Here is a 25,259-nt window from a genome sequence, read left to right as displayed (position 1 = left end):
ATCATCGATAAAATCTTAAAAGACACCACTATTTGACCTGACTTCACTTTCCCGATAAGTTGGAAATCCACTGGAAGCTTTCTGTGCGGATTCACTTTCCGCCATATTTATGCAGTAGCAGAGGTTCCCTGTAACAAGTTCCCGGCACTTGTCACATCGACTAAACCAGTCCTGGCTGTAGGGCGATAAAGGAATGACCGCGCAAGCTTGTGCTTTCATTCCGTCGCCTTCACTGAGCATGTCTGACTGCCGGAATATTAAGGGTCTATAGAGCCCGGGGAGGTTCACTAAATGTTGTATGATAAATCCCTTGAAAAGGATAACTGTGGTTTTGGTCTGATCGCCCATATAGAAGGTGAGCCGAGCCATAAAGTAGTACGTACTGCCATCCATGGCCTGGCCAGAATGCAACATCGCGGTGCAATTCTTGCTGATGGCAAAACCGGAGATGGTTGCGGGCTGCTGTTACAGAAACCTGACCGTTTCTTCCGCGTTGTCGCTGAAGAAAAAGGCTGGAGACTGGCCAAAAATTATGCCGTCGGTATGATTTTTATGAGCACAGATGAAGCAAAAGCCAGCGCTGCACGTCAGATTGTCGAAGAAGAAATTGTTCGCGAGACACTGTCAGTGGTCGGCTGGCGTGAAGTCCCGACCAATCAGGACGTTCTGGGCGAAATTGCACTCTCCTCTCTGCCTGATATCCAGCAGATCTTTATTAATGCCCCGGCTGGCTGGCGCCCGCGTGATATGGAACGCCGTCTGTATATGGCACGCCGCCGGATAGAAAAACGCGTAGAAGCACTGAATGACAGTGATTTCTATGTGTGTAGTTTCTCTAACCAGGTAAATATCTACAAAGGGTTGTGCATGCCTGCCGACCTGCCGCGCTTTTATCTGGATCTGGCTGATTTACGCCTGGAATCATCTATTTGCCTGTTCCACCAGCGTTTTTCTACCAATACTGTGCCACGCTGGCCGTTGGCTCAGCCATTCCGTTATATGGCACATAATGGCGAGATTAATACCATTGCCGGTAACCGTCAGTGGGCACGTGCTCGTGCATACAAATTCAATACGCCACTGATCCCTGATCTGCAAAATGCCGCGCCATTTGTTAATGAAACAGGCTCAGATTCCAGTTCAATGGATAATATGCTGGAACTGTTCTTAAGTGGCGGTATGGATCTGATCCGTGCTATGCGCTTGCTGGTACCACCGGCCTGGCAGAATAACCCGGATATGGATCCGGAATTACGTTCCTTCTTCGACTTTAACTCGATGCATATGGAACCGTGGGATGGCCCGGCAGGGATTGTTATGTCGGATGGCCGCTATGCTGCCTGTAACCTGGACCGTAATGGCTTACGTCCGGCTCGTTATGTCATCACCAAAGATAAACTGATTACCTGTGCTTCAGAAGTCGGTATCTGGGATTATCAGCCTGATGAAGTTGTAGAGAAAGGTCGCGTAGGCCCGGGCGAACTGATGGTGATTGACACCCGTGAAGGGCGCATCCTCCATTCAGCAGAAACCGATAACGATCTGAAAAGCCGCCACCCTTATAAAGAGTGGATGGAGAAGAACGTTAAGCGCCTGGTACCGTTTGAAGAATTACCGGATGAGCAGGTCGGCAGCCGTCAGCTATCTGATGTGATGCTGGCTACTTATCATAAGCAGTTTGGTTACAGCAGCGAAGAGCTGGATACCGTACTGCGGGTACTGGGTGAAAACGGTCAGGAAGCCGTCGGTTCTATGGGTGACGATACCCCGTTTGCCGTGCTTTCCAGCCGCCCGCGTATCATTTATGACTATTTCCGCCAGCAATTCGCTCAGGTGACTAACCCGCCAATCGATCCGCTGCGTGAAAACCATGTTATGTCACTGGCGACAAGTATCGGCCAGGAAATGAATGTTTTCTGCGAAGCTGAGGGGCAGGCGCATCGGGTGAGCTTTAAATCACCTATCCTCCTCTATTCAGACTTCACCCAGCTGACCACGCTGGAAGGCAAATACTATCGTGCCGATACTCTGGATTGTACTTTCGAGCCAGACAACGAGACTCTGGAACACGCTATTCATCGCCTGAATGATGAGGCCGAAGAGCTGGTACGCCAGGGGACTGTACTGCTGGTGCTTTCTGATCGTCAGATTAGCCCGGGGCGTTTACCAGTACCAGCTCCGATGATTGTCGGTGCAGTACAGGCACGCCTGGTTGAGAAAAACCTGCGCTGTGATGCCAACATCATTGTGGAAACTGCCTCGGCCCGCGATCCGCACCACTTTGCGGTCTTGTTTGGCTTTGGTGCTACAGCTGTTTATCCATGGCTGGCTTACGAGTCTCTGGCTCAGATGTGCGACAGCCGGGTGATCGAAAAAGATTACCGTAATGTGATGCTGAACTACCGTAATGGCATCAACAAAGGTCTGTATAAGATCATGTCCAAAATGGGCATATCGACCATTGCTTCTTACCGTTGTTCCAAACTGTTTGAAGCTGTTGGCCTGCACCAGGATGTCACTCGCCTGTGCTTCCAGAATGTAACCAGCCGTATCGCCGGTGCCAGCTTTGTTGATTTCCAGCAGGATTTGGTTAACCTGGCTAAGCGTGCCTGGCTGCAACGTAAAACTCTGGAACAGGGTGGCTTACTGAAGTATGTCCACGGTGGTGAATACCATGCGTATAACCCGGATGTCGTCGGTACCCTGCAACAGGCAGTCCAGAGCGGCGAATACAGCGACTATCAGAAATATGCTGAACTGGTCAATCATCGTCCGGCAGCTACCTTCCGTGATCTGCTGCAACTCCAGCCAGGCGAAGACACTGTCAGCATTAATGTGGATGATGTTGAGCCTGCCAGCGAACTGTACAAACGTTTCGATACTGCAGCGATGTCGATCGGTGCTCTGAGCCCGGAAGCCCATGAATCACTGGCTGAAGCCATGAACAGCATCGGCGGATTCTCTAACTCCGGTGAAGGCGGCGAAGATCCTGCACGTTATGGCACCAATAAAGTGTCACGCATCAAACAGGTAGCTTCAGGTCGTTTCGGTGTGACTCCGGCTTATCTGGTAAATGCTGATGTTATCCAGATTAAAGTCGCCCAGGGAGCAAAACCTGGCGAAGGCGGTCAGCTGCCTGGTGATAAAGTGACACCTTATATCGCACGCCTGCGTTATTCAGTTCCTGGTGTCACCCTGATATCGCCACCACCACACCATGATATCTATTCGATTGAAGATTTAGCACAGCTGATTTTCGATCTGAAACAAGTTAACCCGAAAGCAATGATTTCGGTCAAACTGGTATCAGAGCCGGGTGTCGGCACCATTGCTACAGGGGTAGCAAAAGCCTATGCCGATTTGATTACCGTCGCCGGTTACGATGGTGGTACAGGGGCCAGTCCACTGACCTCAGTTAAATATGCCGGATGCCCATGGGAACTGGGATTAGTTGAAACCCAGCAAGCCCTGGTGGCGAATGGCTTACGTCATAAAATCCGTCTGCAGATAGATGGTGGTCTGAAAACCGGACTGGATATTATTAAAGCCGCTATCCTTGGCGCTGAAAGCTTTGGTTTCGGTACCGGCCCGATGGTTGCTTTAGGCTGTAAATACCTGCGTATTTGCCACCTGAACAACTGTGCGACCGGTGTAGCTACCCAGGATGACAAGCTGCGTAAAAATCATTACCACGGTCTGCCGTTCAAAGTGACCAATTACTTTGAATTTATCGCCCGTGAAACCCGCGAGATTATGGCATCTCTGGGTGTGACCCGGCTGACGGATCTGATTGGTCGTACTGATCTTCTGAAAGAGCTGGATGGTTTTACCGCTAAACAACAGAAGCTGGATCTTTCATCGCTGCTGAAAACGGCACAGCCAATGCCTGGCAAAGCCCTTCACTGCACAGAAAGCAACCCACCTTTTGATAAAGGTCTGTTGAATAAAGCATTGCTGGATCAGGCATTACCGTTTGTCGAATTAAGACAAAGTAAGACGTTCTACTTTGACATTCGTAATACTGACCGCTCTGTCGGAGCAACCTTATCCGGGGCAATTGCCAGCGTTCATGGTGATCAGGGTCTGGCGGCCGATCCTATCCGCGTACATTTTTCCGGTACCGCAGGACAGAGCTTCGGCGTGTGGAATGCCGGCGGCCTGGAAATGATCCTGACTGGCGACGCGAACGACTATGTTGGTAAAGGTATGGCTGGCGGTCTGCTGGCAATCCGGCCACCTATGGGTTCTGCGTTCCGCAGTTATGATGCGACTATTGCCGGTAATACCTGTCTGTACGGTGCCACCGGTGGGAAACTGTTTGCTGCAGGCCGTGCCGGTGAACGCTTTGCTGTCCGTAACTCAGGAGCCATTACGGTTGTTGAGGGGATCGGTGACAACGGATGTGAATATATGACCGGCGGTATCGTCTGTGTGTTAGGCCGTACCGGGGTTAACTTCGGCGCAGGGATGACCGGTGGATTTGCTTATGTTCTGGATGAAGATGGTGAATTCCGTAAACGTGTGAATCCGGAATTGGTTGAAGTGCTGGATGTTGAACAGCTGCCAATTCATGAAGAGCATTTGCGCGGGCTGATTACTGAGCATGTTCAGTATACCCAGTCAGGCCGTGGCGAAGAAATTCTGGCTAACTGGCCGGAATGGGCTTCTAAATTCACCCTGGTAAAACCAAAATCCAGTGATGTAAAAGCATTGTTGGGTCACCGTAGCCGTTCCGCAGCTGAGCTGCGGGTTCAGGCGCAGTAAGAGGTCACGATGAGTCAGAACGTTTATCAATTTATCGACTTGCAGCGCGTTGATCCGCCCAAAAAACCGCTGAAAATCCGGAAAATTGAATTTGTAGAAATCTATGAGCCTTTCTCGGAAGGCCAGGTAAAAGCGCAGGCTGATCGCTGCCTGGCCTGCGGGAACCCGTACTGTGAGTGGAAGTGCCCGGTTCATAACTACATTCCGAACTGGCTAAAACTAGCCAATGAAGGCCGGATTATGGAAGCTGCAGATCTTTCTCACCAGACCAACAGTCTGCCGGAAGTCTGTGGCCGCGTTTGCCCACAGGACCGTCTTTGTGAAGGGTCCTGTACACTGAATAGTGAATTCGGTGCGGTCACCATCGGTAACATTGAACGTTATATCAATGATAAAGCGATGGAGATGGGCTGGAAGCCGGATATGTCTCACGTTACTCCTACCGGTAAACGTGTCGCTATCATCGGCGCGGGCCCGGCAGGACTGGCTTGTGCAGATGTCCTGACCCGTAACGGGGTAAAAGCCGTAGTTTATGACAGGCATCCGGAAATCGGTGGCTTGCTGACTTTTGGTATTCCTTCTTTTAAATTAGAAAAAGAAGTGATGATTAAACGTCGCGAGTTATTCACCGAAATGGGTATCGAGTTCAAACTCAACACTGAAATCGGCAAAGATGTTCAGCTCAATGACCTGATGGATGAGTATGACTCCGTGTTTCTCGGCGTCGGTACTTACCAGTCAATGCGTGGCGGGCTGGAAAATGAATCGGCACCAGGCGTTTATGATGCCCTGCCTTTCCTGATTGCGAACACCCGTCATACTATGGGCTTCGAGCCACTGGATGATCAGCCTTACATCACTATGCATGGAAAACGTGTGGTAGTGCTGGGCGGTGGTGACACCGCGATGGACTGCGTTCGTACTTCTATTCGTCAGGGCGCCAGCCATGTTATCTGTGCTTACCGCCGCGACGAAGAAAACATGCCAGGCTCGAAACGCGAAGTGAAAAACGCCCGTGAAGAAGGAGTTGAATTCCAGTTCAACCTGCAGCCTCTGGGTGTTGAAATCAACAGCAGCGGCCGGGTCAGTGGTGTGAAAATGGCCCGTACCGAAATGGGACCACCAGATGCAGCAGGCCGTCGTCGTGCAGAAATCGTTGCCGGTTCTGAGCATGTGATCCCGGCAGATGCTGTCGTTATGGCATTTGGGTTCCGCCCGCATAAGATGGAATGGCTGTCAGAGTTTGGTGTAGAACTGGATTCACAGGGCCGCATTATTGCCCCTGAGAAAAGCGACAGTGCCTTCCAGACCAGCAATCCTAAAATCTTTGCCGGTGGTGACGCTGTTCGTGGTTCTGATCTGGTAGTTACTGCTATTGCGGAAGGTCGTAAAGCAGCTGAAGGTATTATGGATTTCCTGGAAGTATAATCCTTAACCGATAACTCCCATCAAAAGGCACATTTATGTGCCTTTTTTTTGTCCAAAACTATGCCGTTGATTCCGGCATCCTTCCGCAAGGATTTAGTTGTCGGGGAGTCCGGAATACCTCAATTTAAAGTATCAAAGGGTGAGCCGCTTTGCTTCAGATAAGAAGCATTAATGGAGTTGTCAGGAAACGCTGATTGCTATCGCCAGGGCCAGTGGTATTGGCCGGGAACGGTCAAATCTGTAGTCCGACAGGAACATCGGTCATGATTGCAGAGAACACCACAGGCAGAGAAACAATCACCGACGCGTTGTAGTAACGGGGCGGAACAGGCTTCATCCGCAGGTCTGACAGAGCTATCCGGGAAAGCTCGCTAATGCGTTACTGTTTGGGGCGGGATCAGTTGCCAGTTTTGTTAATGATGCCTCGCTGCTGGTCAACGACGGGTATAAGTCACTGCAACTGCTGTGAAGAGTGCTATAAAAGAAAACCGGCCACTTATCGTGGCCGGTCCAGGAAGAGGTCTGTGATTATTTAACAATGCGTAAAGCAGGACGGCCACCACCTCTGGGAGGAGGATCGTTGTCGTCATCACTTCCTGAAGTCTCTGCATCGTCCGGCAAATCACCATCGATAACAGACATCATTGTCTCTGACGGAGCTTGCTGTGTCTCATTATCACCCGCCAGTTGTTCATATGCCGGTTCAGGTTCAAACATAGTCCCTGCACCATTTTCCCGGGCATAAATAGCCATGACGGCAACCATAGGCACCACAACCTGACGTGGAACACCACCGAAGCGGGCATTAAAATGCACTTCTTCATTGGTCAGTTCAAGGTTACCCACTGCCCGCGGAGCAATGTTCAATACAATCTGACCGTCCCGGGCATATTCCAACGGAACCATCACCCCGGGCAGATTGATATCGACAACCAGATGTGGTGTCAGATCGTTATCCAGCAACCAGTCATAGAAAGCACGTAGCAGGTATGGACGACGTGCTGTCATTTCAGACATTTCCATAATTAACCCCGAAATTGCAGGCGCATTTCACGTTCAGTTTCGGTCAGCGAAGCCAGGAAAGAATCACGTTCGAACACACGGGTCATATAACCTTTAAGTTCTTTTGAACCCGCACCACTCAGATCTACGCCCATTGACGGCAAACGCCATAACAGCGGTGCCAGATAGCAATCTACGAGGCTAAATTCTTCACTCATGAAGAACGGAGTACGGGAAAATAAAGGAGCAATTGCCAGCAGCTGTTCGCGCAGTTGTTTACGGGCATCGTCAGCTTCCTGAGCGGTTCCTTTTTCGATCAGGAACATCAGGCTGTACCAGTCTTGTTCGATACGGTGCATCATCAAACGACTTTCACCGCGGGCGACAGGATAAACCGGCATTAATGGAGGATGAGGAAAACGTTCATCCAGATATTCCATGATAATGCGTGATTCATACAACGTCAGCTCACGGTCAACCAGAGTAGGGACCGTACAATACGGATTAAGATCTATCAGATCCTGCGGAAGGTTATCCATATCGACCTGTTCAATCTCCACACTAACGCCCTTTTCAGCCAGTACAATGCGCACCTGATGGCTGAAAATATCAGTGAGTCCGGAAAACAGTGTCATTACCGAACGTTTGTTGGCAGCGACAGCCATGAAAACCTCCACTTTGCTCAAAAAGATACTGAGAATAGCCGGCGATAGCCTGCTAACCAGTAAACATAGCGCTTGCAACCTATGCAGATGCGTTCTTTTCAACCATTCCCTGAATTCTGCGCATCGCTTAACTGCTGCCAAGCATAAATTAAGCCGGTAGTTTATCAGATCTTCGTCTGTTTGTGGGGGGTGATTAAAGATTTGCCAATAAAATGCCTGAAATGGCGCAAGTGCAGAGAATAAATCAACAAAAAACCCGCCGAAGCGGGTTTTTGATGCCAACTGATATGCTGCGAAAGCAGCAAACAATTAACGTTTGGAGAACTGTGGACGACGACGTGCTTTACGCAGACCGACTTTCTTACGTTCAACTTTACGTGCATCACGGGTAACAAAGCCCGCTTTGCGCAGTTCTGAACGCAGAGATTCGTCATATTCCATCAGAGCGCGTGTGATACCGTGACGGATCGCACCAGCCTGACCAGAGATACCACCACCTTTAACAGTGATGTACAGATCAAATTTTCCAACCATATCGATCAGTTCCAGTGGCTGACGCACGACCATACGTGCAGTCTCACGACCGAAATACTGCTCTAAAGAGCGCTGATTGATAACGATGTTACCGCTTCCCGGCTTGATAAAGACGCGAGCGGAGGAGCTTTTGCGGCGACCTGTGCCGTAGTTTTGAGTTTCAGCCATTGCCTGTAATCCCGATTAAATGTCAAGAACTTGCGGTTGCTGTGCCGCATGGTTGTGCTCGTTACCTGCGTAAACTTTCAGTTTACGGTACATAGCACGACCCAGCGGGCCTTTTGGCAGCATGCCTTTAACCGCGATTTCAATCACACGCTCAGGACGGCGAGCGATCATCTCTTCGAAGGTCGCTTGCTTGATACCACCGATGTGGCCGGTGTGATGGTAATAAATTTTATCGCTACGCTTGTTGCCGGTAACAGCAACTTTATCAGCGTTCAGAACGATAATGTAATCACCGGTATCAACGTGCGGAGTGTATTCCGCTTTATGCTTACCACGCAGACGACGAGCCAGTTCAGTCGCTAAACGACCTAAAGTTTTGCCTGTCGCATCAACAACATACCAGTCACGCTGGACGGTTTCTGGTTTAGCTGTAAAAGTTTTCATTGAAAAGCTTACCCAAATATAAGTTACACGTTGGTGAAATCCCAAACGCTTAAGTAAACGATTGAGGCTCACACGACCATTTTGCCAGCAAGCCTACCCCTTCGGATAGAATTACCGGATCACAAAGGTTTTTGGGAAAAAAAACCATTTGCCGTAACGTGGGGTCGCAAGATTATAGAGAAGTCGCGATTAAAAATCGACTCTTTTTGCGATAAAATTGCAGCCCCGCGCCCGGACATTCGCATTCAGGGCAAATGAGGGCGGCGCAGAAACTCTTCACTCTGCATCTCCTGCAGACGTGAAAGGCAGCGCTGGTATTCAAATTTCAGCTGATTGCCGACATAAATATCTTCCAGTGCTGCTTCTGCGCAGACGATCAGTTTAACATGTCGTTCGTAAAACTCATCGACTAATGCCAGAAATCGTCTTGCCTGGTCTTCCGTCGTCGTTGTGAGTACCGGCACATTAAACAAAAACACACTATGATAGCGTCTCGACAACTCTATATAGTCTAGCTGGCTACGCCCTTCGCCACAAAGAGTGACAAAATCCAGCGCCACTACACCACCATGCTCCTTGAGAGTTGCCATCTGACGGTGATTCACTTCCAGAACAGGTGATGCTGCCTGTGAGTAATCACAGCCGGCAAGCGCGCCAAACATCGACGCCATCTCTTCAACCGCCTGTGGCGTGACCGGTGTTTTCCATAGATGCGCTGAAGTTAATGTCCTCAGACGATAATCAATCCCTGCATCCACATTCATCACATCACAGTGACGATTAATCTGTTCGATTGCCGGTAAAAAACGAGCCCTTTGCAAACCATTACGATACAGATCATCGGGGGGAATATTTGATGTTGCTACCAGTGTAATTCCACGTTCAAACAAGGCTTCCATCAGGGTTCCAAGTAACATGGCATCGGTAATATCAGAGACAAAGAACTCATCAAAACACAATAAATCGGTTTCTGATTTGAAGCGGTCTGCAATTATCAGTAACGGGTCGCTGTGCCCCTGCAACTCGGTGAGTTGTTCATGTACCCGCAGCATAAAACGATGGAAATGTAAGCGAAGTTTTCTCTCACCAGGAATAGACTGAAAAAACAGATCCATGATCCAGGTTTTCCCACGGCCCACCCCTCCCCACATATACAGCCCCCGAACCGGGGTTATCTCATCCTGTTTACTCTTGCCCAGTAATCCGGAAAGGCGGCCAAACATCCCTTTTTTTGGGGGTGTCTGTGCATCACTTTGTGAGGTAAAAGACTGATAAATCGAATCCAGTCGGGTAATTGCCGCCTTCTGTACGTCATCAGGCTGAAAAGCGCCACGGTTAAGCTCTTGCTGATACAGGACCAGGGGTGATGTCATTTGCATTTTTCTCAGCTATCCGGAAAAGTCCGTTTGTTGTCGTTTGACGAAAAAAAAACCGTTATACAGTACGACAGCCTGACGCAGGATTCCACTTCCGGGAGATTAACGGGTATAGTGACTAGTATTGAAGTAGGTTATCTTCTTGTTGTTAACTGATTATCATGCAGTAGAAAATCGTTGTGCCCTGAAGAACAACGGAAATTAGGGGAGTCATTATGACCTGGGAATATGGGCTAATCGGATTAGTAATTGGGCTTGTCATTGGCGCTGTTGCTATGCGCTTTGGAAATAAAAAATTACGTGAGCAACGTAACGTTCAGTATGAGTTGGAAAAATCCAAAGCTGAACTGGAAGAGTACCGTAAAGAACTGACCGGCCATTTTGCACGCAGTGCCGAATTGCTGGATAACATGGCACACGATTACCGCCAGCTTTATCAGCACATGGCGAAAGGCTCAAACGATCTGTTACCTAATTTACCCGGTGATCAGAATCCATTTGCCTGGCAGGATACTGAAGCTGAAGCGGATAATGATCAGGCTCCTGTACAAATCCCACGGGATTACTCTGAAGGCGCTTCAGGGTTGCTGAGAAGCGGCCCGGTGAACCACAAATAATCGTCCGGGCGCATTTATGCGCCCGGGTTGTTTCCGCTTTCGCCATTGCGTACTCCGGCAATGTCTTACCCTTAACCGTGAGAACATCTGCAAAATGAAAAAACTATCACCGTTACTGCTTGCTATGGCGTTGAGTGCCGGGCTGAATTTCTCTTTTTCACTGCCTGCGCACGCCAGCCTCCCATTTAAGGTTGAGGGTCAACAGCTCCCTTCACTGGCTCCAATGCTGGCACAGGTTTTGCCGGCAGTAGTCAGCGTTAAAGTGAGTGGTATTCAGCCAGCATCTAATGATCAGAATATCCCTGAGCCATTGAAAAAATTCTTTGGACAGCAGCCACAGCAAAATCCTCAGGGCCAGCCATTTGAAGGACTGGGTTCAGGTGTGGTCATTGATGCCCAGAAAGGTTATATCCTGACCAACTACCATGTTATCAATGGCGCCACTAAAATCACGGTAGAACTAAGTGATGGCAGTGATTACACCGCCAAACTGATCGGCAGTGACAGCCAGTCAGATATTGCATTACTGCAGATCAGTAATCCCAAAAATCTGACCCAGATTAAAATCGGTAACTCGGACCAACTACAAGTAGGTGACTTTGCGGTTGCTATTGGTAACCCGTTTGGACTGGGGCAAACCGCGACTTCCGGTATTATCTCGGCCCTTGGCCGTAGCGGTCTGAATATCGAAGGTCTGGAGAACTTTATCCAGACTGATGCTGCCATTAACCGTGGTAATTCAGGTGGAGCCCTGGTTAACCTGCGCGGTGAGTTAATTGGTATTAACACCGCAATTCTGGCATCCGGCGGTGGAAATATCGGTATCGGGTTTGCTATCCCCGGTAATATGGCCATCAATATTGCCGATCAGTTGATCAAATACGGTAAGGTGAAACACGGCCAGTTGGGAATCAAAGGGACTGATCTCACCTCGGATATGGCCAAGGCCTTCAACGTGAATGTCAGCCATGGTGCGTTTGTTGCTCAGGTATTACCAGGTTCCGCGGCAGATAAAGCAGGCATTAAAGCTGGCGATATTATTACCACCCTGAATGATAAGGCGATTTCCGGATTTGCCGAATTGCGGGTCAAAGTAGGAACCACAGCCCCGGGTGAAAAAGTTCGGCTGGGATTATTGCGTGATGGCAAAACCGTCAATGTCGTGGTCACTCTGGATCAAAGTGATTCCACGTCTGGTGCATCGGCCACGTTACCGCAACCTGCATTCCAGGGCGCTGAATTTGGTGACGGAGAAACTGCTGATAAGCAGAAAGGCGTGAAAGTAACGTCGGTCGCCAAACAAAGTGCTGCCGAACAGGTTGGCCTGCATACCGGTGATATCATTGTCAGTATTAACCGTCAGCGGGTACAAAGCCTTGATGAACTGAAAAAAGTGCTCGATACCAAACCGGATGTTATTGCCCTGAACGTCATTCGTGGTAAAGACAGTATCTACCTGTTAATGCGTTAAAAAGCACTGATAACGGCTGCCACAAGCGAATACCCGTGTCGGCCGTTATCATGTTATTCTAAGCCACCCTTTCCCATGGCAAAGCAACCGGCATGCTACTCAAATTATTACGTTCGGTGATTATCGGCCTTATCGTGGCAGTAGTGATACTGCTGGTGATGCCTGGATTCCACTATGGAAGCCGTCTGCTGGCACTGGCTAACCATTCAGATGATAGTGCCGAAGAACCGGTTGTCAGTTTTAGTCAGGGTGTACGACGGGCCGCACCTGCGGTCGTTAACGTCTACAACCGCAATACTCAAACCAATAACAGCCGCGGGATTACCACTCTGGGTTCCGGGGTGATCATGAATAACAAAGGCTACATTCTGACCAACAAGCATGTCATCAATAATGCGGATCAAATAATTGTTGCCTTACAGGACGGACGTTTCTTCGAAGCAACACTGGTAGGTTCAGATACCATGACCGACCTCGCGGTTTTGAAAATTTCAGCCACCAATTTACCGGTCATTCCTATCAACCCGAAACGAATCCCTCATATTGGTGATGTGGTGATGGCTATTGGCAACCCGTATAACCTGGGACAAACCGTAACTCAGGGCATTATCAGTGCTACCGGACGCGTAGGATTGAGTTCATCCGGACGACAGAACTTTCTGCAAACCGATGCTTCAATCAATCAGGGAAATTCCGGCGGAGCGCTGATCAACTCACAAGGTGAGCTGATGGGGATAAACACTCTGACGTTTGATAAAAGCAGCGACGGAGAGACTCCGGAAGGTATTGGTTTTGCGATCCCGACGGCTTTGGCGACTCAGATCATGGATAAGCTTATCCGCTACGGCCGGGTGATCCGTGGATTTATCGGGATAACCACACGGGAAATTCCGGCCCTCAATGGCCACGGTAACAGCCTTGATAAAATACAGGGAATTGTAGTCAGTAAAGTTGCCCCCGGGGGCCCGGCAGAACAGGCAGGCATACAAGCTAATGACCTGTTATTAAGCGTAAATGGTAAACCTGCAGTCTCTGCACAGGAAACAATGGACCAGGTGGCTGAAATTCGCCCGGGTACAGTAATTCAGGTTGAATTGCTGCGTAATGATAAAAAGATGACTATTCCTGTCACCATCCGCGAATTTCCTCAGGACAACGGTGCAGCTAACTCCTCTACCTCACCTTAATGAATAATAATGGCCTGCCGCTGGTAAGCGGCGGGTCATATCTGTCCCGCCTGCCTGCGCCTGATTTTTTATCCATTTTTCCTGCAGGATTACTCTGCGCTATTACCGGTTTTCTACCGAACACTCAGCCCTTAAGACAACCAATATCAGAGCTAAACAAACTATAATTTGATACGTTGCAATATAAAAAACCATTAAATAGTAGTTATCTGGCTATTTGGACTATTTGAAATTTATTTGCTAGAATCCGCGGCTGGCGCTTTCCTGTCATTTTACATCGACTCACTGATTGCATAAAAATTCATTCAGGTGCATAATCATGTAAATATCCCTGTGGGATCTCTTTTTATTACTCATGGTAGCCTATGCGAACCTCCTCTAAACAAGAAGATTTAATCAGAGCTTTTAAAGCACTGCTAAAAGAAGAAAAGTTTAGTTCTCAGGGCGAAATTGTAGTTGCTCTTCAGGACGACGGCTTTAACAACATAAACCAGTCTAAAGTCTCACGGATGCTGACAAAGTTCGGTGCGGTACGTACACGAAATGCAAAAATGGAAATGGTTTACTGTTTGCCGGCAGAACTGGGCGTTCCAACGACCAGTAGTCCACTGAAAAACCTGGTATTAGATATTGATTATAACGATGCTCTGGTCGTTATTCATACCAGCCCGGGCGCCGCTCAGTTAATTGCCAGGCTGCTCGACTCACTGGGAAAAGCAGAGGGTATTCTTGGAACAATTGCCGGTGATGACACTATCTTTGTTACCCCCTCACGCAACTTTACCGTGAAAAAACTTTACGATGCCATTCTGACCCTGTTTGAACAGGAGCTCTAAGTCAGGCATTCCGGCATCTCTACGATGCCGGTAATCAACACCGCTTACCCTTTTCCCACACATCTTCTTTGGCAGTACTTTCCTGTGTTCCTGTGTTCCTGTGTTCCTGTGTTCCTGTGTTCCTGTGTTCCTGCAGGCAGCCGAACCAATATGACAAAGGTATTACCCGCCCGCAAAAAGGCACTTTATGTTAAGTTATCATAAGCTTATGTTATTACTGATAAAAAGATAGGTAAGGTTAAAAGACCGTCAATTTTTAGTTTAAATTGTTATAAAAAATACCAGGTAATCGCTTTCATTTGCAAAAACATTATTAGCAAATCATTAATTTCTTACGTTATCAGATCTATAATGCGCTTCGTGATCTGAGTCACAAAATTAAAAATTAACGAGGAATGCATTGTGAATATAAAAGCCGGCCTGGCGATGGTGAGCGTTTTATCTGCTCTTTCATTTAGTACTTTTGCTGCGCAGTCTGTCAGCAGCGAACAGGCTCAGGGCATGCAGTCTCTTGGCGTTATTACCGTCAGCGGAATCGATGCCTCCCCTTCGGATATTAATGAACAATTAAATAATAAAGCAGAGCTATTGGGCGCAAAAGCCTATCATGTCACCGAAGCGTATATTAATGGCAACTATCATGAAACTGCCATAATTTATAAATAATAAAGTGCTAAATAATAGTTCTTATAAAAATAATTCGGCTTGATATTTTCTGTTCAAAAGAAACATTGCCTGCAATATTTGTCATAAGAAAAGATAAGAGTTAGTCATTAAAAAATAATAAAATCTATGGTTAACATGCCGGAGTAATATATTCGGTTGTAATACACAGAAGTTTAAAGAATTATAATAAATGTAAGTTGCCGGCCACTAACCGAAATTTACACAATAATACTAAAGTAACGTCAGCTTCGCCCCCTTATCGGGGGCTTTTTTATTTCTGATCATCCGGGGAATAGTACGAACCAAAGATGCCCTGACTGCGTAACTCACTAAGCCATCGTGATATTTTTCCGGAACAGCAGCCTTGCAACTAAGGCGGGCACAGCATCAGATATTAATCATAGTGTTCTGATAGCGCGACAAAATATCGGCCAGCCGATGCACAGGTTCCGTTACCGACACCGGGGCTGAGTATTGTTCAAGCTTTTGCTGATAAATCTCAAACTCCTGCAGCAACCGGTGATAATAGTAGCGTTTCTTCTCCTCACTATGAGATGAAATGATTCTGTCTCCGGTATAGCGCAAGCGGCGATGGAATTCAGACAAATCAGCAATCTGTGGAATATCAGCCTTACGTAAACGTTGGTGACTGATAATTAAAGTCAACGCCAGGCGGTATTTATCAATATCGCCGGGAAACAGATTTAATAACAGAAATAGTTGCTGATATAGAGAAGGGAGATGATTTTCCCTACGCCTTTCCGGGTTTGTCGTTAATGCAGAGACTGCAGCATACATAAACCGGTTAAGAATTTTGCGTCCGGTACGGGCTTTGGATTTATCACGGATCAGCAATATCACCATCATAGATACAAAACATCCAATAACCTGACCCAGTGCACTGTCAATAAACGTATTAATGGAAAAACTCATCGGGTTACTGAGCACTAAAATATTGAGCGTACCAATAAATGCTCCCAGAGTACCCAGTTGGCGCCGCTGGATAAAAATTCCGCAGACAAAAGCCAAAGTGCCCATAATCAGACACAGCAAAAACAGGCTTTGCTGGCTGCCCGGCATTAGGAATACGTAGTAAATCGCTCCCAAAGGCACTGCCACAGACATACCATACAGGAAATCTTTTGCCATCATCAGAGGGTTAGGCAGACGCATCGCCAGTGAAGTCACAACAGCCAACATCACCATACAGGCACTGCCGGCGCTCCAGCCAGTATATAACCAAAACAACGATCCCAACGCCGTCGCAGCAAAAGTACGGATTCCGTTAATCATTGCTGGATGGGTTTCTGCGGAACGGACATGAACTTCGCCTTCACTTTGCAGAATAGTTTCTTCGGTTTTATTAATTCGTGCGTTGCTTTGAATACCTTTCATCAACAGCAAATACTCAGAAGCAGCACCCACCCAACTACTAAGGGTTACCGGAATATCGGAGGTTTCATTCAGTGTCAGTAAACGTCGCAAATCTTTAAGTTGTTTGCGGAATTCTACAATATTGCTGACATCCTGATCGATGAGCTGATGAAAAGCCTCCGGTACATAGTGTTCCCGCGTATTTTGGATAAGGAACGTTTCTGCCGCCTGGGTAATCATGGTGAGTGATAATGTGTGTAACATTTTCATGCGCCGGCTGGCATTACGCCAGTGGCTGGATTCCATCCGCAACTGACTGCGCATACCGCTAAAAGCACTGGTCCGGCGTACCAGCGCATTCCACGCTTTATCCAGTTCTTCTTTGCTTTTGTGCCTGACACACAACTGTAGCAGTTGATAATGGGCTAACAATAAAGATTCGACTTCCTGATCGACCACTTTTTTGATCGAGCGGGGAGAGAAAATCATATCGGCAACGATAGCGCAGACAATACCGATGATAATTTCACAGCAGCGTTCTACCGCAAAGCGAGGTACCAGTTGCAGAGTACCGCTGGCATCTACCGTTACGATGATAATCAGTGCCGTATAACCTGCCAGGCCCAGGGCATAAGAGTTTTCCACCCGGATCATCGATGACCACCAGACACAGAATCCTGACCATAAGCAGCACAGCAACAGCATGACAACCGGGGCCCGTGCTGTGAAGATCATGATAGTCAGTGCAGCCAGGCAACCAATAAAGGTCCCGATGATACGCAGTATTCCACGATGTCGCAGAGCACCGGAATAAGGGTCACCACCGGCAGCAAATGCCTGACCACCGGCAACAATGCCGGCAGTCATTACCGCCCAGCGCGGGGTTTCTAAATTACAATAGAAACCCACGATAAGCGCCAGCAGGATAGCAAAGGTTAATTTAACCGGAAAACGAAAATACTGAACCATCGCTCCCCCCGATTAACCAAATTCTCTTAATCTATTTAGCAGACCTGAGATAAACGTAGGTTTTTCATGAGGGCGATCTTTTTCACCAGTCACAACCACAGTGGCAGTGGTGCCTGAAGGGAAGCGGTTACCCGGTTGTTGATCTAGATGAATGCGCACCGGCACACGTTGCGCCAGCCTGACCCATTCAAGATCGGAGTCAACCGTTGCCATTCCTTTAGAGTCAACCGTACTGCTACTGTTGGTTACCCCGGCGGCGATACTATCCACAGTGCCACGCAGGGTGACATTGCTGCCCAGTGGAGTGATTTCAGCCCGGTAACCCGGTTTAACACCATCCAGTTTGGTCTCTTCCATATAGGCAATAACATAGAAAGACTGAGCTTTAACCAGAGCCACCGCCACTGAACCACGGGTAATAAACTCTCCCCCGAAGACAGTCAGGTTTGTCACCCAACCATCTGAAGGCGCCTGGACATCGGTACGGGTCAGATCAATCTGAGCTAAATCACGTGCCGCGACAGCCTGCGCCAGCTGATGCTCGCTGGTTTGTAAATCATTATTAGCCTGATCGACGGTTTCTTTCGACAATGCCAGAGTACCTATCTTATTACGACGTGCGGCTTCACGACGTTTTTCCGCCACGACTGCCTGATAGTATTCAACATTTGCCTGAGCTTCATCCAGCGCCTCCTGGAAACGCGGACGGTCGACAATAAACAGTGTCTCGCCTTTCTTAACGAACTGGTTATCGTGAACTTTGACTTCACTAACCAGTCCCGTGACATCAGGAGAGATTGCAACCACATCTGCAGCAAATTTGGCATCCCTGGTCCAGGGTGACTCGGTGTAGTAGACCCAGGCCCTGAATACGATGATGATGGCAATGACCACCAGAATCAGGGTTATCGCATAGCGTGCGATTTTTCTTATAAGCGTTTTCACTGAAACCTCAGACCATTAAGCTGGAGACAAAATAAAAGACACAGCAATACAGCGCTGTGTTAAAAAGAGAAGGATGCCAGACAAGATCATAGATCCCGCTGGGGGTCAGGATCCTCTTCACCAGCCAGAACAGCAGCAGTGAAAGGATCAGTTCTACGAAAATGGGCGGAAAAGATAGCCCAAAGACGACTAAAACCGGATGCACACTCATTTTAAACCCTTTGGAATTAAGACATTACACCCGGGCAACCAGGAATGGTGGTTATCAGCACCAGGGCAAACACTCTCTGATGGCCGGCTAACCACAAGCATATGTCAAAACACATGAATTTGTATAACTTAAGACGGTACGGTAAGTACGTAAATTATTGACCGGATCTCATTATAGTAACGTGTCTGATAGTTAGTTTTCTACATTCTGTGACATAAATCACTTTTAATTCAGAGTTAACAATGGAACGTTTAAAAGGTATGTCAGTTTTTGCGAAAGTGGTTGATCTAGGCTCTTTCACCGCTGCCGCACGCCAGTTGCACCTGAGTGTCTCATCCGTCAGCCAGACTATCGCGAAACTTGAAGATGAACTGCAGGTCAAACTGCTCAATCGCAGCACCCGTAGTATCGGATTAACTGAAGCTGGCAGGATTTATTACCAGGGATGCAAGAAAATGCTGAGTGAGGCAGCACAGGTGCATGAACAGCTGTATGCCTTCAATAACACGCCAATAGGTACCCTGCGAATTGGCAGCACCACCACAATGGCAAGAATTGTATTATCGCCAATGACAGCAAAATTGCTGAACGACTATCCGGGACTAAGCGTTAACCTGATTACCGGCAATCCTTCTCCGGACCTGATCGCCCACGGGCTGGATTTAGTTATCAGAGCAGGGAATCTTGAGAGTTCTGCACTATTTTCACGGCGGCTGGGCAGTATGCCTATGGTACTTTGCGCCTCCACCCGTTTTCCCGAACTGCGAAACCTGCCAGCACGGCCTGAAGAGTTAGAAAGCTTTGTCTGGCTGGAATACAGCGTTTATCCCTACAACGAATTTGAGCTGACAGGCCCGGATGGCCAGACTTTTAATCTGTCACCAAAAGGACGTTTTGCAACCAATGATCCGCTCAGCCTGATTGGCTGGTTAAAGGCAGGCTCTGGTATTGCCTATATGCCGCTGATGTGGGTACTCGATGACGTGAAACAAGGTGAAATAGAGATCCTCTATCCCCAGTATCAGTCGAAGCCCCGGCCGGTATATGCGCTTTATACCGAAAAAGATAAACTGCCATTAAAAGTGCAGGTTTGTATCGACTATCTCACCGAATACTTCCGGGAGATGGCATTGAAATATCAGGAATACAGCAGCAGAAGCTAAAACGCACAGCCTTTTCAGGCTGTGCGTTAATCGGGCAGCGCCGTAAATCAGGCAGTACCACCCACCGTCAGTTTATCCAGTTTTAAGGTTGGTTGCCCGACACCCACTGGCACGCTCTGCCCATCCTTACCGCAGACACCCACGCCTTTATCCAACGCAAGATCGTTACCAACCATAGAGATCTGCTGCATTGCTTCGATTCCGGAACCAATAAGCGTAGCTCCTTTGACCGGCGTGGTGATTTTGCCTTTTTCAATCAGATAGGCTTCAGAGGTTGAGAATACAAATTTCCCTGAAGTAATATCCACCTGGCCGCCACCAAAGTTAGGGGCATACAGGCCAAACTCCACACTTTCAATAATATCCTGTGGCGTGGATTGCCCTGCCAGCATATAAGTGTTGGTCATACGCGGCATCGGCAAATGAGCATATGATTCACGACGCCCGTTACCGGTTGGCGCAACGCCCATCAGGCGGGCATTGAGCTTATCCTGCATATAACCTTTAAGAATGCCGTTCTCTATCAATACATTATACTGACCTGGCACACCTTCATCATCGATTGCCAGCGAACCCCGGCGGCCAGACATCGTTCCGTCATCAACCACAGTACATAGTTCTGAGGCTACCAGTTGCCCGACTTTGCCGCTAAATACTGACGTTCCACGCCGGTTAAAATCACCTTCAAGTCCGTGACCCACCGCTTCATGTAACAGGACTCCTGGCCAGCCAGCACCCAGAACTACCGGCAATGCTCCGGCAGGCGCAGCAACCGCAGATAAATTCACCAGTGCCATACGCACCGCTTCTTTAGCCCAGGCATCGGCACGAACTTCGCCTGATTCATCAGCAAGGAAAAATTCATATCCGGTACGGGCACCGCCACCACTGGCGCCGCGTTCACGTTTACCCTGATCTTCCACCTGAACACTGACAGAGAGTCTGACGAGCGGACGAATATCTGCTGCCAGCGTGCCATCAGTGGCCGCAACCAGAATTTGCTCGTAAACCCCGCTCAGGCTGACACTGACTTCCTGTACCCGGGAATCTGCAGCACGCGCAGTTTTATCCACACGGTGCAGCAGCGCAATTTTGTCTTCACGGGTCAGGCTGTCTAACGGATTTAACGCCGGATACAAAGGTGTATGGGAGACTTCTGCCAGTGTTTTCACTTTCCCGTTACCGGATTCGCGAACAATACTGCGCGCGGCTTCGGCACTCTGATGCAGAGCTTTCAAAGTCAGCTGATCAGCATAAGCAAAGCCGGTTTTCTCACCGCTGATCGCCCGGATACCCACACCCTGATCAATATTCCACGAACCGTCTTTAATGATGCCATCTTCCAGGCCCCAGGATTCGTGGTAACTTGACTGGAAATAAAGGTCGGCATAATCCAGGCGGCGTTCTGAAAGCTGGCCTAACAGGGAAAATAAATCCTGCTGTTTAATATTATTAGCAGTTAGCAGGTGCTCACTTACCAGATTCAGTGTCATCATTTTTCACTCGTATAATCACGTTTAGATATAGCCTGCTGCAATTCTGCTCTGCCGTCAAATTTGTGTCATTCGGCGGTCCGCGGCTTGCGTAAAACCTCATGAATCTGCGGATCGTCCATGGTACCGTCGATGTGATAGCGCAGGAGGGAAATTTTATTCCACAGTGGCGCTAAAACCTTACTGGCAGCGAATACCGCCGCCCCGACTACCGGATTAATAACAAAAGCTGTCGCGACCCCTACTGATGCAGAAAGCTCAGGAGCCACTACTGCTTCAAAATCCAACCGGCGCCGGACGAAGTCGGCCTGTCCCTGCATAGCAATATCAGCTTCCAGCCCGTCAATCAGTAAATTATCTGTATGCAGGACGCCATTCTCTATCCAGGCGGTACCGTTTACAGAGTCAAAATAGAAACCTTTGTTACTAAAAGTATCTTTAAAATCAAAGCTTAACTTACGTAACAGCGCATCAACACTGACCAGCCGCAGCAGTTGCCCGGCCCGACCGGTACTGACATTTTCAATCACACCTTTACCAGTATGCAGTTTCAATATACCACTCAGTGTAGAGATTTCGGGCTTCCACGGCACATTTCGCCAATGCAAATCATAGTCAAGCTTTAGTGGCGCTTCTCTGACCGGAGTAGACGTACCAAACCACTGCGTCATCTGACCTATATCATCACTGATCAGTTGGCCTTTTAAGGCTGAACGTGTCGCTCCTGGAATATTATCCCATTCGCCGTTTACCTTAAGTGTGGCATGTCCGGTCTTAACCTCTCCATTAGTGAGTACTAACTTACTCCCTGACGGCGACAGATGGGCGGAGATCTTCCCAAAATTCTGTCCTGCGAACCAGCATTGCTGACAGTTCAGCTGTAATGCCGGCCACTGGTTAAAACTGAGCTTAGCAGGATCAGAAATTTGACCACTCAGTGCACTCCCCGAAGAGGATTGTGGGTTGTAATAGAGATAATCAAGATTCAGCCGCCACGGCTGATGATGATTTATATCCAGCTCACCACGAATTTCTTTGCCGGATGCAGTAACAGTAGTATTACCAGCCATCGACTCTGCCAGAGACACAGTTAAATCATTCCACTGCTGACCACCCAGGCTTAGCGAAGGTGTATGCAATTCGAAATCACCCGGCAATTGCACATGGTTCCCTGCACTACGTAACTCATTGCTGTCACTGTTATTATTACTTAACAGTCCCAGCCACTCTTCCCCGTTAATTACCGGTAAATTCACGACCATCGCGGCCTTGTCCGGAAGAGGCGGAGTCCGGGTTGTGTGGTCTTTCCAGGTCCCCCGTTCAAGTCTCAGTTGTGGCGTCAGCAACCAGCGGCTGACAAAATGCTGGTCGCCTTTAACACTGCCACTCAACATAAAGCTTTGCAGGTTACCATTTACATTGACCACAACCGGCAGATGCCCTCCGGCAGGCTTATCTAACGGAGATGGTAAGTGACTACTCACTCCACCAGCATCCCCGCTAATATTGACCTTATAACTTGCTTCGCCATGATATGGCAGGCTGATAGCCACATTACCGTTCCAGGGAAGATTACCCTTCAGACGTGAACGCAGCGCCGCAGGCAACACAGAAATAGATTCAGGATGCCATACAGATTGCAGACCGACATTCACCGCAAAATCATCTTTTTGTTCGAGCGTCGAGAAGTTAAACGTCACCGGCTGCCCATACCACTGCGCCTGAATAGGATCACTGGTCAGCGCACCATTAATGTAGCGGAAATTACCGTGAAGATTTTTTAGCGTAGTCTTTAATGGCTGGATAAACAGGTCGTTGTTATTAAAGGCAACATTCCCCGTGGCAGTCACCAACTGGCCATTCAGCGGGATATCCAGATTGAGATGCCCGCTGACCTTGCCTTTAATTTGTAACTCTGCCAGTGCCGCAGCCAGAGACTTAGCCAATGGGGTTTGTTTGAAATAATCATGAATATCAGTACCACTCCCCGTAACATCGCCATTGATAATCAGTTTTTCCTGCTGGTAGTCCGGAATGTCTGCAGTAACATTGGCGGCAGTCGCATTGCCCAGCTGTGCTACCGGCGCTTTCATCCACAATCCGTCATTCGCAAAATCCAGGTCGATATTCAGATGGTTAAGTGCAGGCCACTCTGGCTGAAAAGCATAAGTGGCATCCCGTAACGGAACACTCACCTGAAACATGCCTTCGTTATGGCGGAATGGGAAATCATGAGGATTACCGGCGAAAATCAAAGTCGCGTTACGGGTCATCCCCCCTTTAATTGCCCCGCTCAGATAATCTGTCAGGTTTTTGCCCATCAGGTGTTGCGGGAAATAGCGCCACGCATCACCGGCATCCGATACGTTAATACCAGCCAGAATATCCAACCGGGGTTTCCCGCCTTTTAGCTGCTGATAGCGAAAATCACCACGAGTATCCACGGAACGGGCACTGGCTTTCAGATTTTTACCTTCAAGGAGTAAATTACCGCCACGGGTATCCCATTCGAGATCACCGGAAAATTGTTGCATATCCAGCGGGGCCCGAAACTCATCCCCAACAGTAATATTTTGGGGTTCACCGGAGATAGTCAGCTGCCCATGATCAAAGCTACCACTCCCCGAACCAGACAAGCCCGTAATCGCCGGCACTGATTCCCAGTTTTGCCAGCTAAGATTATGCCAGTTAGCCTGGAAGCGGCTGGTTTGCGGATCCGACGGCGTAAAATCAATTGCCAGGCTGTCCACGGTACCTTGTGGCTGCAATGACTGCCAGTGATCGGCCAGTTCAGGTGCCAGTGGTGCCATAAGCGGCACCAGTGAAGCCATGCGCTGCAAATCAAGATGAGTCGCCCTGACTCTGATTTCGGAAGCATCAGCGGCACTCAGTAAATTATTCTGTTCAGGCTGCCAGTACAGTGACAATTGCCCCTGAGGCCAGCGCTGCTGATCTGTTTCGATACCGGTCTGGGGAATGGATAACGCCCATCCTTTACCTGCTTTTGAAAGATGAGCAGTTAAATTATCGACTGTTAACTGATGTTGCTGTTGACCGGCCTGCCAGCTGGCACTGCCCTTACTTAATAGCAGGTCACCTGAATCGACAGCACCGTCTTTCAGATTAATCCATGCCGTCAGGCTAAAATCAGCACTCTGCAAAGTCGTATTGTCATGTATCCAGCGACCAAGCCAGGGTTTCACATCCACCGCATCTGCCTGCAACCAGATACGACCACTGTCGATCAGCTGCTTTTCATCCTGCAGATCAAGCCGCACCTGAACAGCCCCATGCTGCCCGGTGAAACTGGTCAGCCCTACTTCACCTTCAGCCCTGTGGCGTTTCCGCTCATTAAACCAGGTCAGCTGTGGGATAGCTAACTGCACCTGCTGACCTGAAGGAGAAGGAAAGGTAATATTACTGTCGCGCAACACAAAGTGGTCAAACTGGCGGAGAAACAGACTCTGTAGCTGTTTGGGGGCCACATGCCCGTTACTGCTGGCAGAAGATTGTGGTAACGAAGGAAGGTCCAGATGCAGCTGCCAGAAAGTCAAATCGCGAAACTGCAATCGCGCGTGAAGCAAAGACTGCCAGACATCCAGCGCCAGCCGGACATGTGAAACTGTCAGGGTGGTACCGTCATCAAGTGTACTGTGCAGATCTTTAATTTCGACAGAAGGGCCAAAGGTTTCCCAACGACCTGAGAGCTCACTCGCCTGAATGTGGCTGTCAGTGGCCGACGAAACGGCCGACAGTATCTCAGTACGATACTGATTCATATAAGGCATCAGGATACGGAGGCCACTGATCAGCAACGCAACGATCACGATCAGCGTAGCAACTATCAGTGATAATATCCCCGGCAAACGCCTCACACACATCTCCTTGATTTACACTTATTACTCAGATCCGGATATACAGAACACAAAACTACCTGCGGCCGGGC

18 protein-coding genes are annotated in these 25,259 nt (G+C 48.6%); 8 read left to right on the top strand and 10 right to left on the bottom strand.

Annotated elements, in window-relative coordinates; genetic code table 11:
• Positions 1-291: 291 nt before the first annotated feature.
• Positions 292-4,764 (top strand): glutamate synthase large subunit, encoded by a 4,473-nt coding sequence (gene gltB, locus A7K98_RS01020; protein ID WP_087486884.1) that lies wholly within the window; start codon positions 292-294, stop codon positions 4,762-4,764.
• Between the two features lie 9 nt (positions 4,765-4,773).
• A complete protein-coding gene (locus tag A7K98_RS01015) occupies positions 4,774-6,192 on the top strand; it encodes a glutamate synthase small subunit (protein WP_087486883.1) in 1,419 nt (472 codons plus the stop codon).
• A 528-nt stretch (positions 6,193-6,720) separates the two neighbouring features.
• On the opposite strand, the gene sspB is transcribed toward A7K98_RS01015, so the two are convergent.
• From sspB to zapE, 5 genes are all read right to left on the bottom strand, one after another.
• Positions 6,721-7,215 (bottom strand): ClpXP protease specificity-enhancing factor, encoded by a 495-nt coding sequence (gene sspB, locus A7K98_RS01010; RefSeq protein ID WP_087486882.1) that lies wholly within the window; start codon positions 7,213-7,215, stop codon positions 6,721-6,723.
• Between the two features lie 2 nt (positions 7,216-7,217).
• The gene (gene sspA, locus A7K98_RS01005) at positions 7,218-7,859 is read right to left on the bottom strand and encodes a stringent starvation protein SspA (RefSeq protein WP_087486881.1); all 642 of its coding nucleotides are present in this window, start codon (positions 7,857-7,859) and stop codon (positions 7,218-7,220) included.
• Between the two features lie 309 nt (positions 7,860-8,168).
• Positions 8,169-8,561 (bottom strand): 30S ribosomal protein S9, encoded by a 393-nt coding sequence (gene rpsI / locus A7K98_RS01000; RefSeq protein WP_038016832.1) that lies wholly within the window; start codon positions 8,559-8,561, stop codon positions 8,169-8,171.
• Positions 8,562-8,576: 15 nt separating this feature from the next.
• The gene (gene rplM / locus A7K98_RS00995) at positions 8,577-9,005 is read right to left on the bottom strand and encodes a 50S ribosomal protein L13 (protein WP_038016830.1); all 429 of its coding nucleotides are present in this window, start codon (positions 9,003-9,005) and stop codon (positions 8,577-8,579) included.
• Positions 9,006-9,250: 245 nt separating this feature from the next.
• Positions 9,251-10,384 carry a cell division protein ZapE gene (gene zapE / locus A7K98_RS00990; RefSeq protein ID WP_087486880.1) on the bottom strand — a complete coding sequence of 378 codons (1,134 nt, stop codon included), beginning with the start codon at positions 10,382-10,384 and terminating at the stop codon, positions 9,251-9,253.
• Between the two features lie 212 nt (positions 10,385-10,596).
• On the opposite strand from zapE, the gene zapG reads away from it, so the two are divergent.
• The 5 genes from zapG to A7K98_RS00965 all read left to right on the top strand — a co-directional run bounded on the left by zapG (position 10,597) and on the right by A7K98_RS00965 (position 15,158).
• Positions 10,597-10,998, top strand: a complete 402-nt coding sequence (gene zapG, locus A7K98_RS00985; RefSeq protein ID WP_087486879.1) for a Z-ring associated protein ZapG — start codon at positions 10,597-10,599, stop codon at positions 10,996-10,998.
• A gap of 94 nt (positions 10,999-11,092) precedes the next feature.
• Complete coding sequence (locus A7K98_RS00980) at positions 11,093-12,469, top strand: Do family serine endopeptidase (RefSeq protein WP_087486878.1); 1,377 nt, start codon at positions 11,093-11,095, stop codon at positions 12,467-12,469.
• A gap of 92 nt (positions 12,470-12,561) precedes the next feature.
• Positions 12,562-13,656, top strand: coding sequence for an outer membrane-stress sensor serine endopeptidase DegS (gene degS / locus A7K98_RS00975; RefSeq protein ID WP_087486877.1), 1,095 nt, complete (start codon positions 12,562-12,564; stop codon positions 13,654-13,656).
• Between the two features lie 365 nt (positions 13,657-14,021).
• Positions 14,022-14,492 carry a transcriptional regulator ArgR gene (argR, locus tag A7K98_RS00970; protein ID WP_038016822.1) on the top strand — a complete coding sequence of 157 codons (471 nt, stop codon included), beginning with the start codon at positions 14,022-14,024 and terminating at the stop codon, positions 14,490-14,492.
• A gap of 402 nt (positions 14,493-14,894) precedes the next feature.
• Positions 14,895-15,158 carry a YdgH/BhsA/McbA-like domain containing protein gene (locus A7K98_RS00965; RefSeq protein WP_087486876.1) on the top strand — a complete coding sequence of 88 codons (264 nt, stop codon included), beginning with the start codon at positions 14,895-14,897 and terminating at the stop codon, positions 15,156-15,158.
• A 387-nt stretch (positions 15,159-15,545) separates the two neighbouring features.
• Here A7K98_RS00965 and aaeB read toward each other — a convergent pair whose 3' ends face one another.
• Genes aaeB through aaeX form a run of 3 tightly spaced genes read right to left on the bottom strand, consistent with a single transcriptional unit; the run spans position 15,546 to position 18,657 of the window.
• The gene (gene aaeB / locus A7K98_RS00960) at positions 15,546-17,501 is read right to left on the bottom strand and encodes a p-hydroxybenzoic acid efflux pump subunit AaeB (RefSeq protein WP_087486875.1); all 1,956 of its coding nucleotides are present in this window, start codon (positions 17,499-17,501) and stop codon (positions 15,546-15,548) included.
• A 12-nt stretch (positions 17,502-17,513) separates the two neighbouring features.
• Positions 17,514-18,446 carry a p-hydroxybenzoic acid efflux pump subunit AaeA gene (aaeA, locus tag A7K98_RS00955; RefSeq protein ID WP_087486874.1) on the bottom strand — a complete coding sequence of 311 codons (933 nt, stop codon included), beginning with the start codon at positions 18,444-18,446 and terminating at the stop codon, positions 17,514-17,516.
• Positions 18,447-18,453: 7 nt separating this feature from the next.
• The gene (gene aaeX / locus A7K98_RS00950; RefSeq protein ID WP_038016811.1) at positions 18,454-18,657 is read right to left on the bottom strand and encodes a p-hydroxybenzoic acid efflux pump operon protein AaeX; all 204 of its coding nucleotides are present in this window, start codon (positions 18,655-18,657) and stop codon (positions 18,454-18,456) included.
• A 242-nt stretch (positions 18,658-18,899) separates the two neighbouring features.
• On the opposite strand from aaeX, the gene aaeR reads away from it, so the two are divergent.
• Positions 18,900-19,820, top strand: a complete 921-nt coding sequence (aaeR, locus tag A7K98_RS00945) for an HTH-type transcriptional activator AaeR (protein ID WP_087486873.1) — start codon at positions 18,900-18,902, stop codon at positions 19,818-19,820.
• 47 nt (positions 19,821-19,867) lie between these two features.
• On the opposite strand, the gene tldD is transcribed toward aaeR, so the two are convergent.
• Positions 19,868-21,313, bottom strand: a complete 1,446-nt coding sequence (gene tldD, locus A7K98_RS00940; RefSeq protein ID WP_087490312.1) for a metalloprotease TldD — start codon at positions 21,311-21,313, stop codon at positions 19,868-19,870.
• A 68-nt stretch (positions 21,314-21,381) separates the two neighbouring features.
• The gene (gene yhdP, locus A7K98_RS00935; RefSeq protein ID WP_087486872.1) at positions 21,382-25,188 is read right to left on the bottom strand and encodes an AsmA2 domain-containing protein YhdP; all 3,807 of its coding nucleotides are present in this window, start codon (positions 25,186-25,188) and stop codon (positions 21,382-21,384) included.
• Between the last annotated feature and the right edge of the window lie 71 nt (positions 25,189-25,259).

The sequence above is a fragment of the Tatumella citrea genome (genome assembly GCF_002163585.1).
Classification (GTDB): domain Bacteria; phylum Pseudomonadota; class Gammaproteobacteria; order Enterobacterales; family Enterobacteriaceae; genus Tatumella; species Tatumella citrea.
Note: the sequence above shows the minus strand (reverse complement) of the source record. Positions and strands in the feature narration are given on the sequence as shown.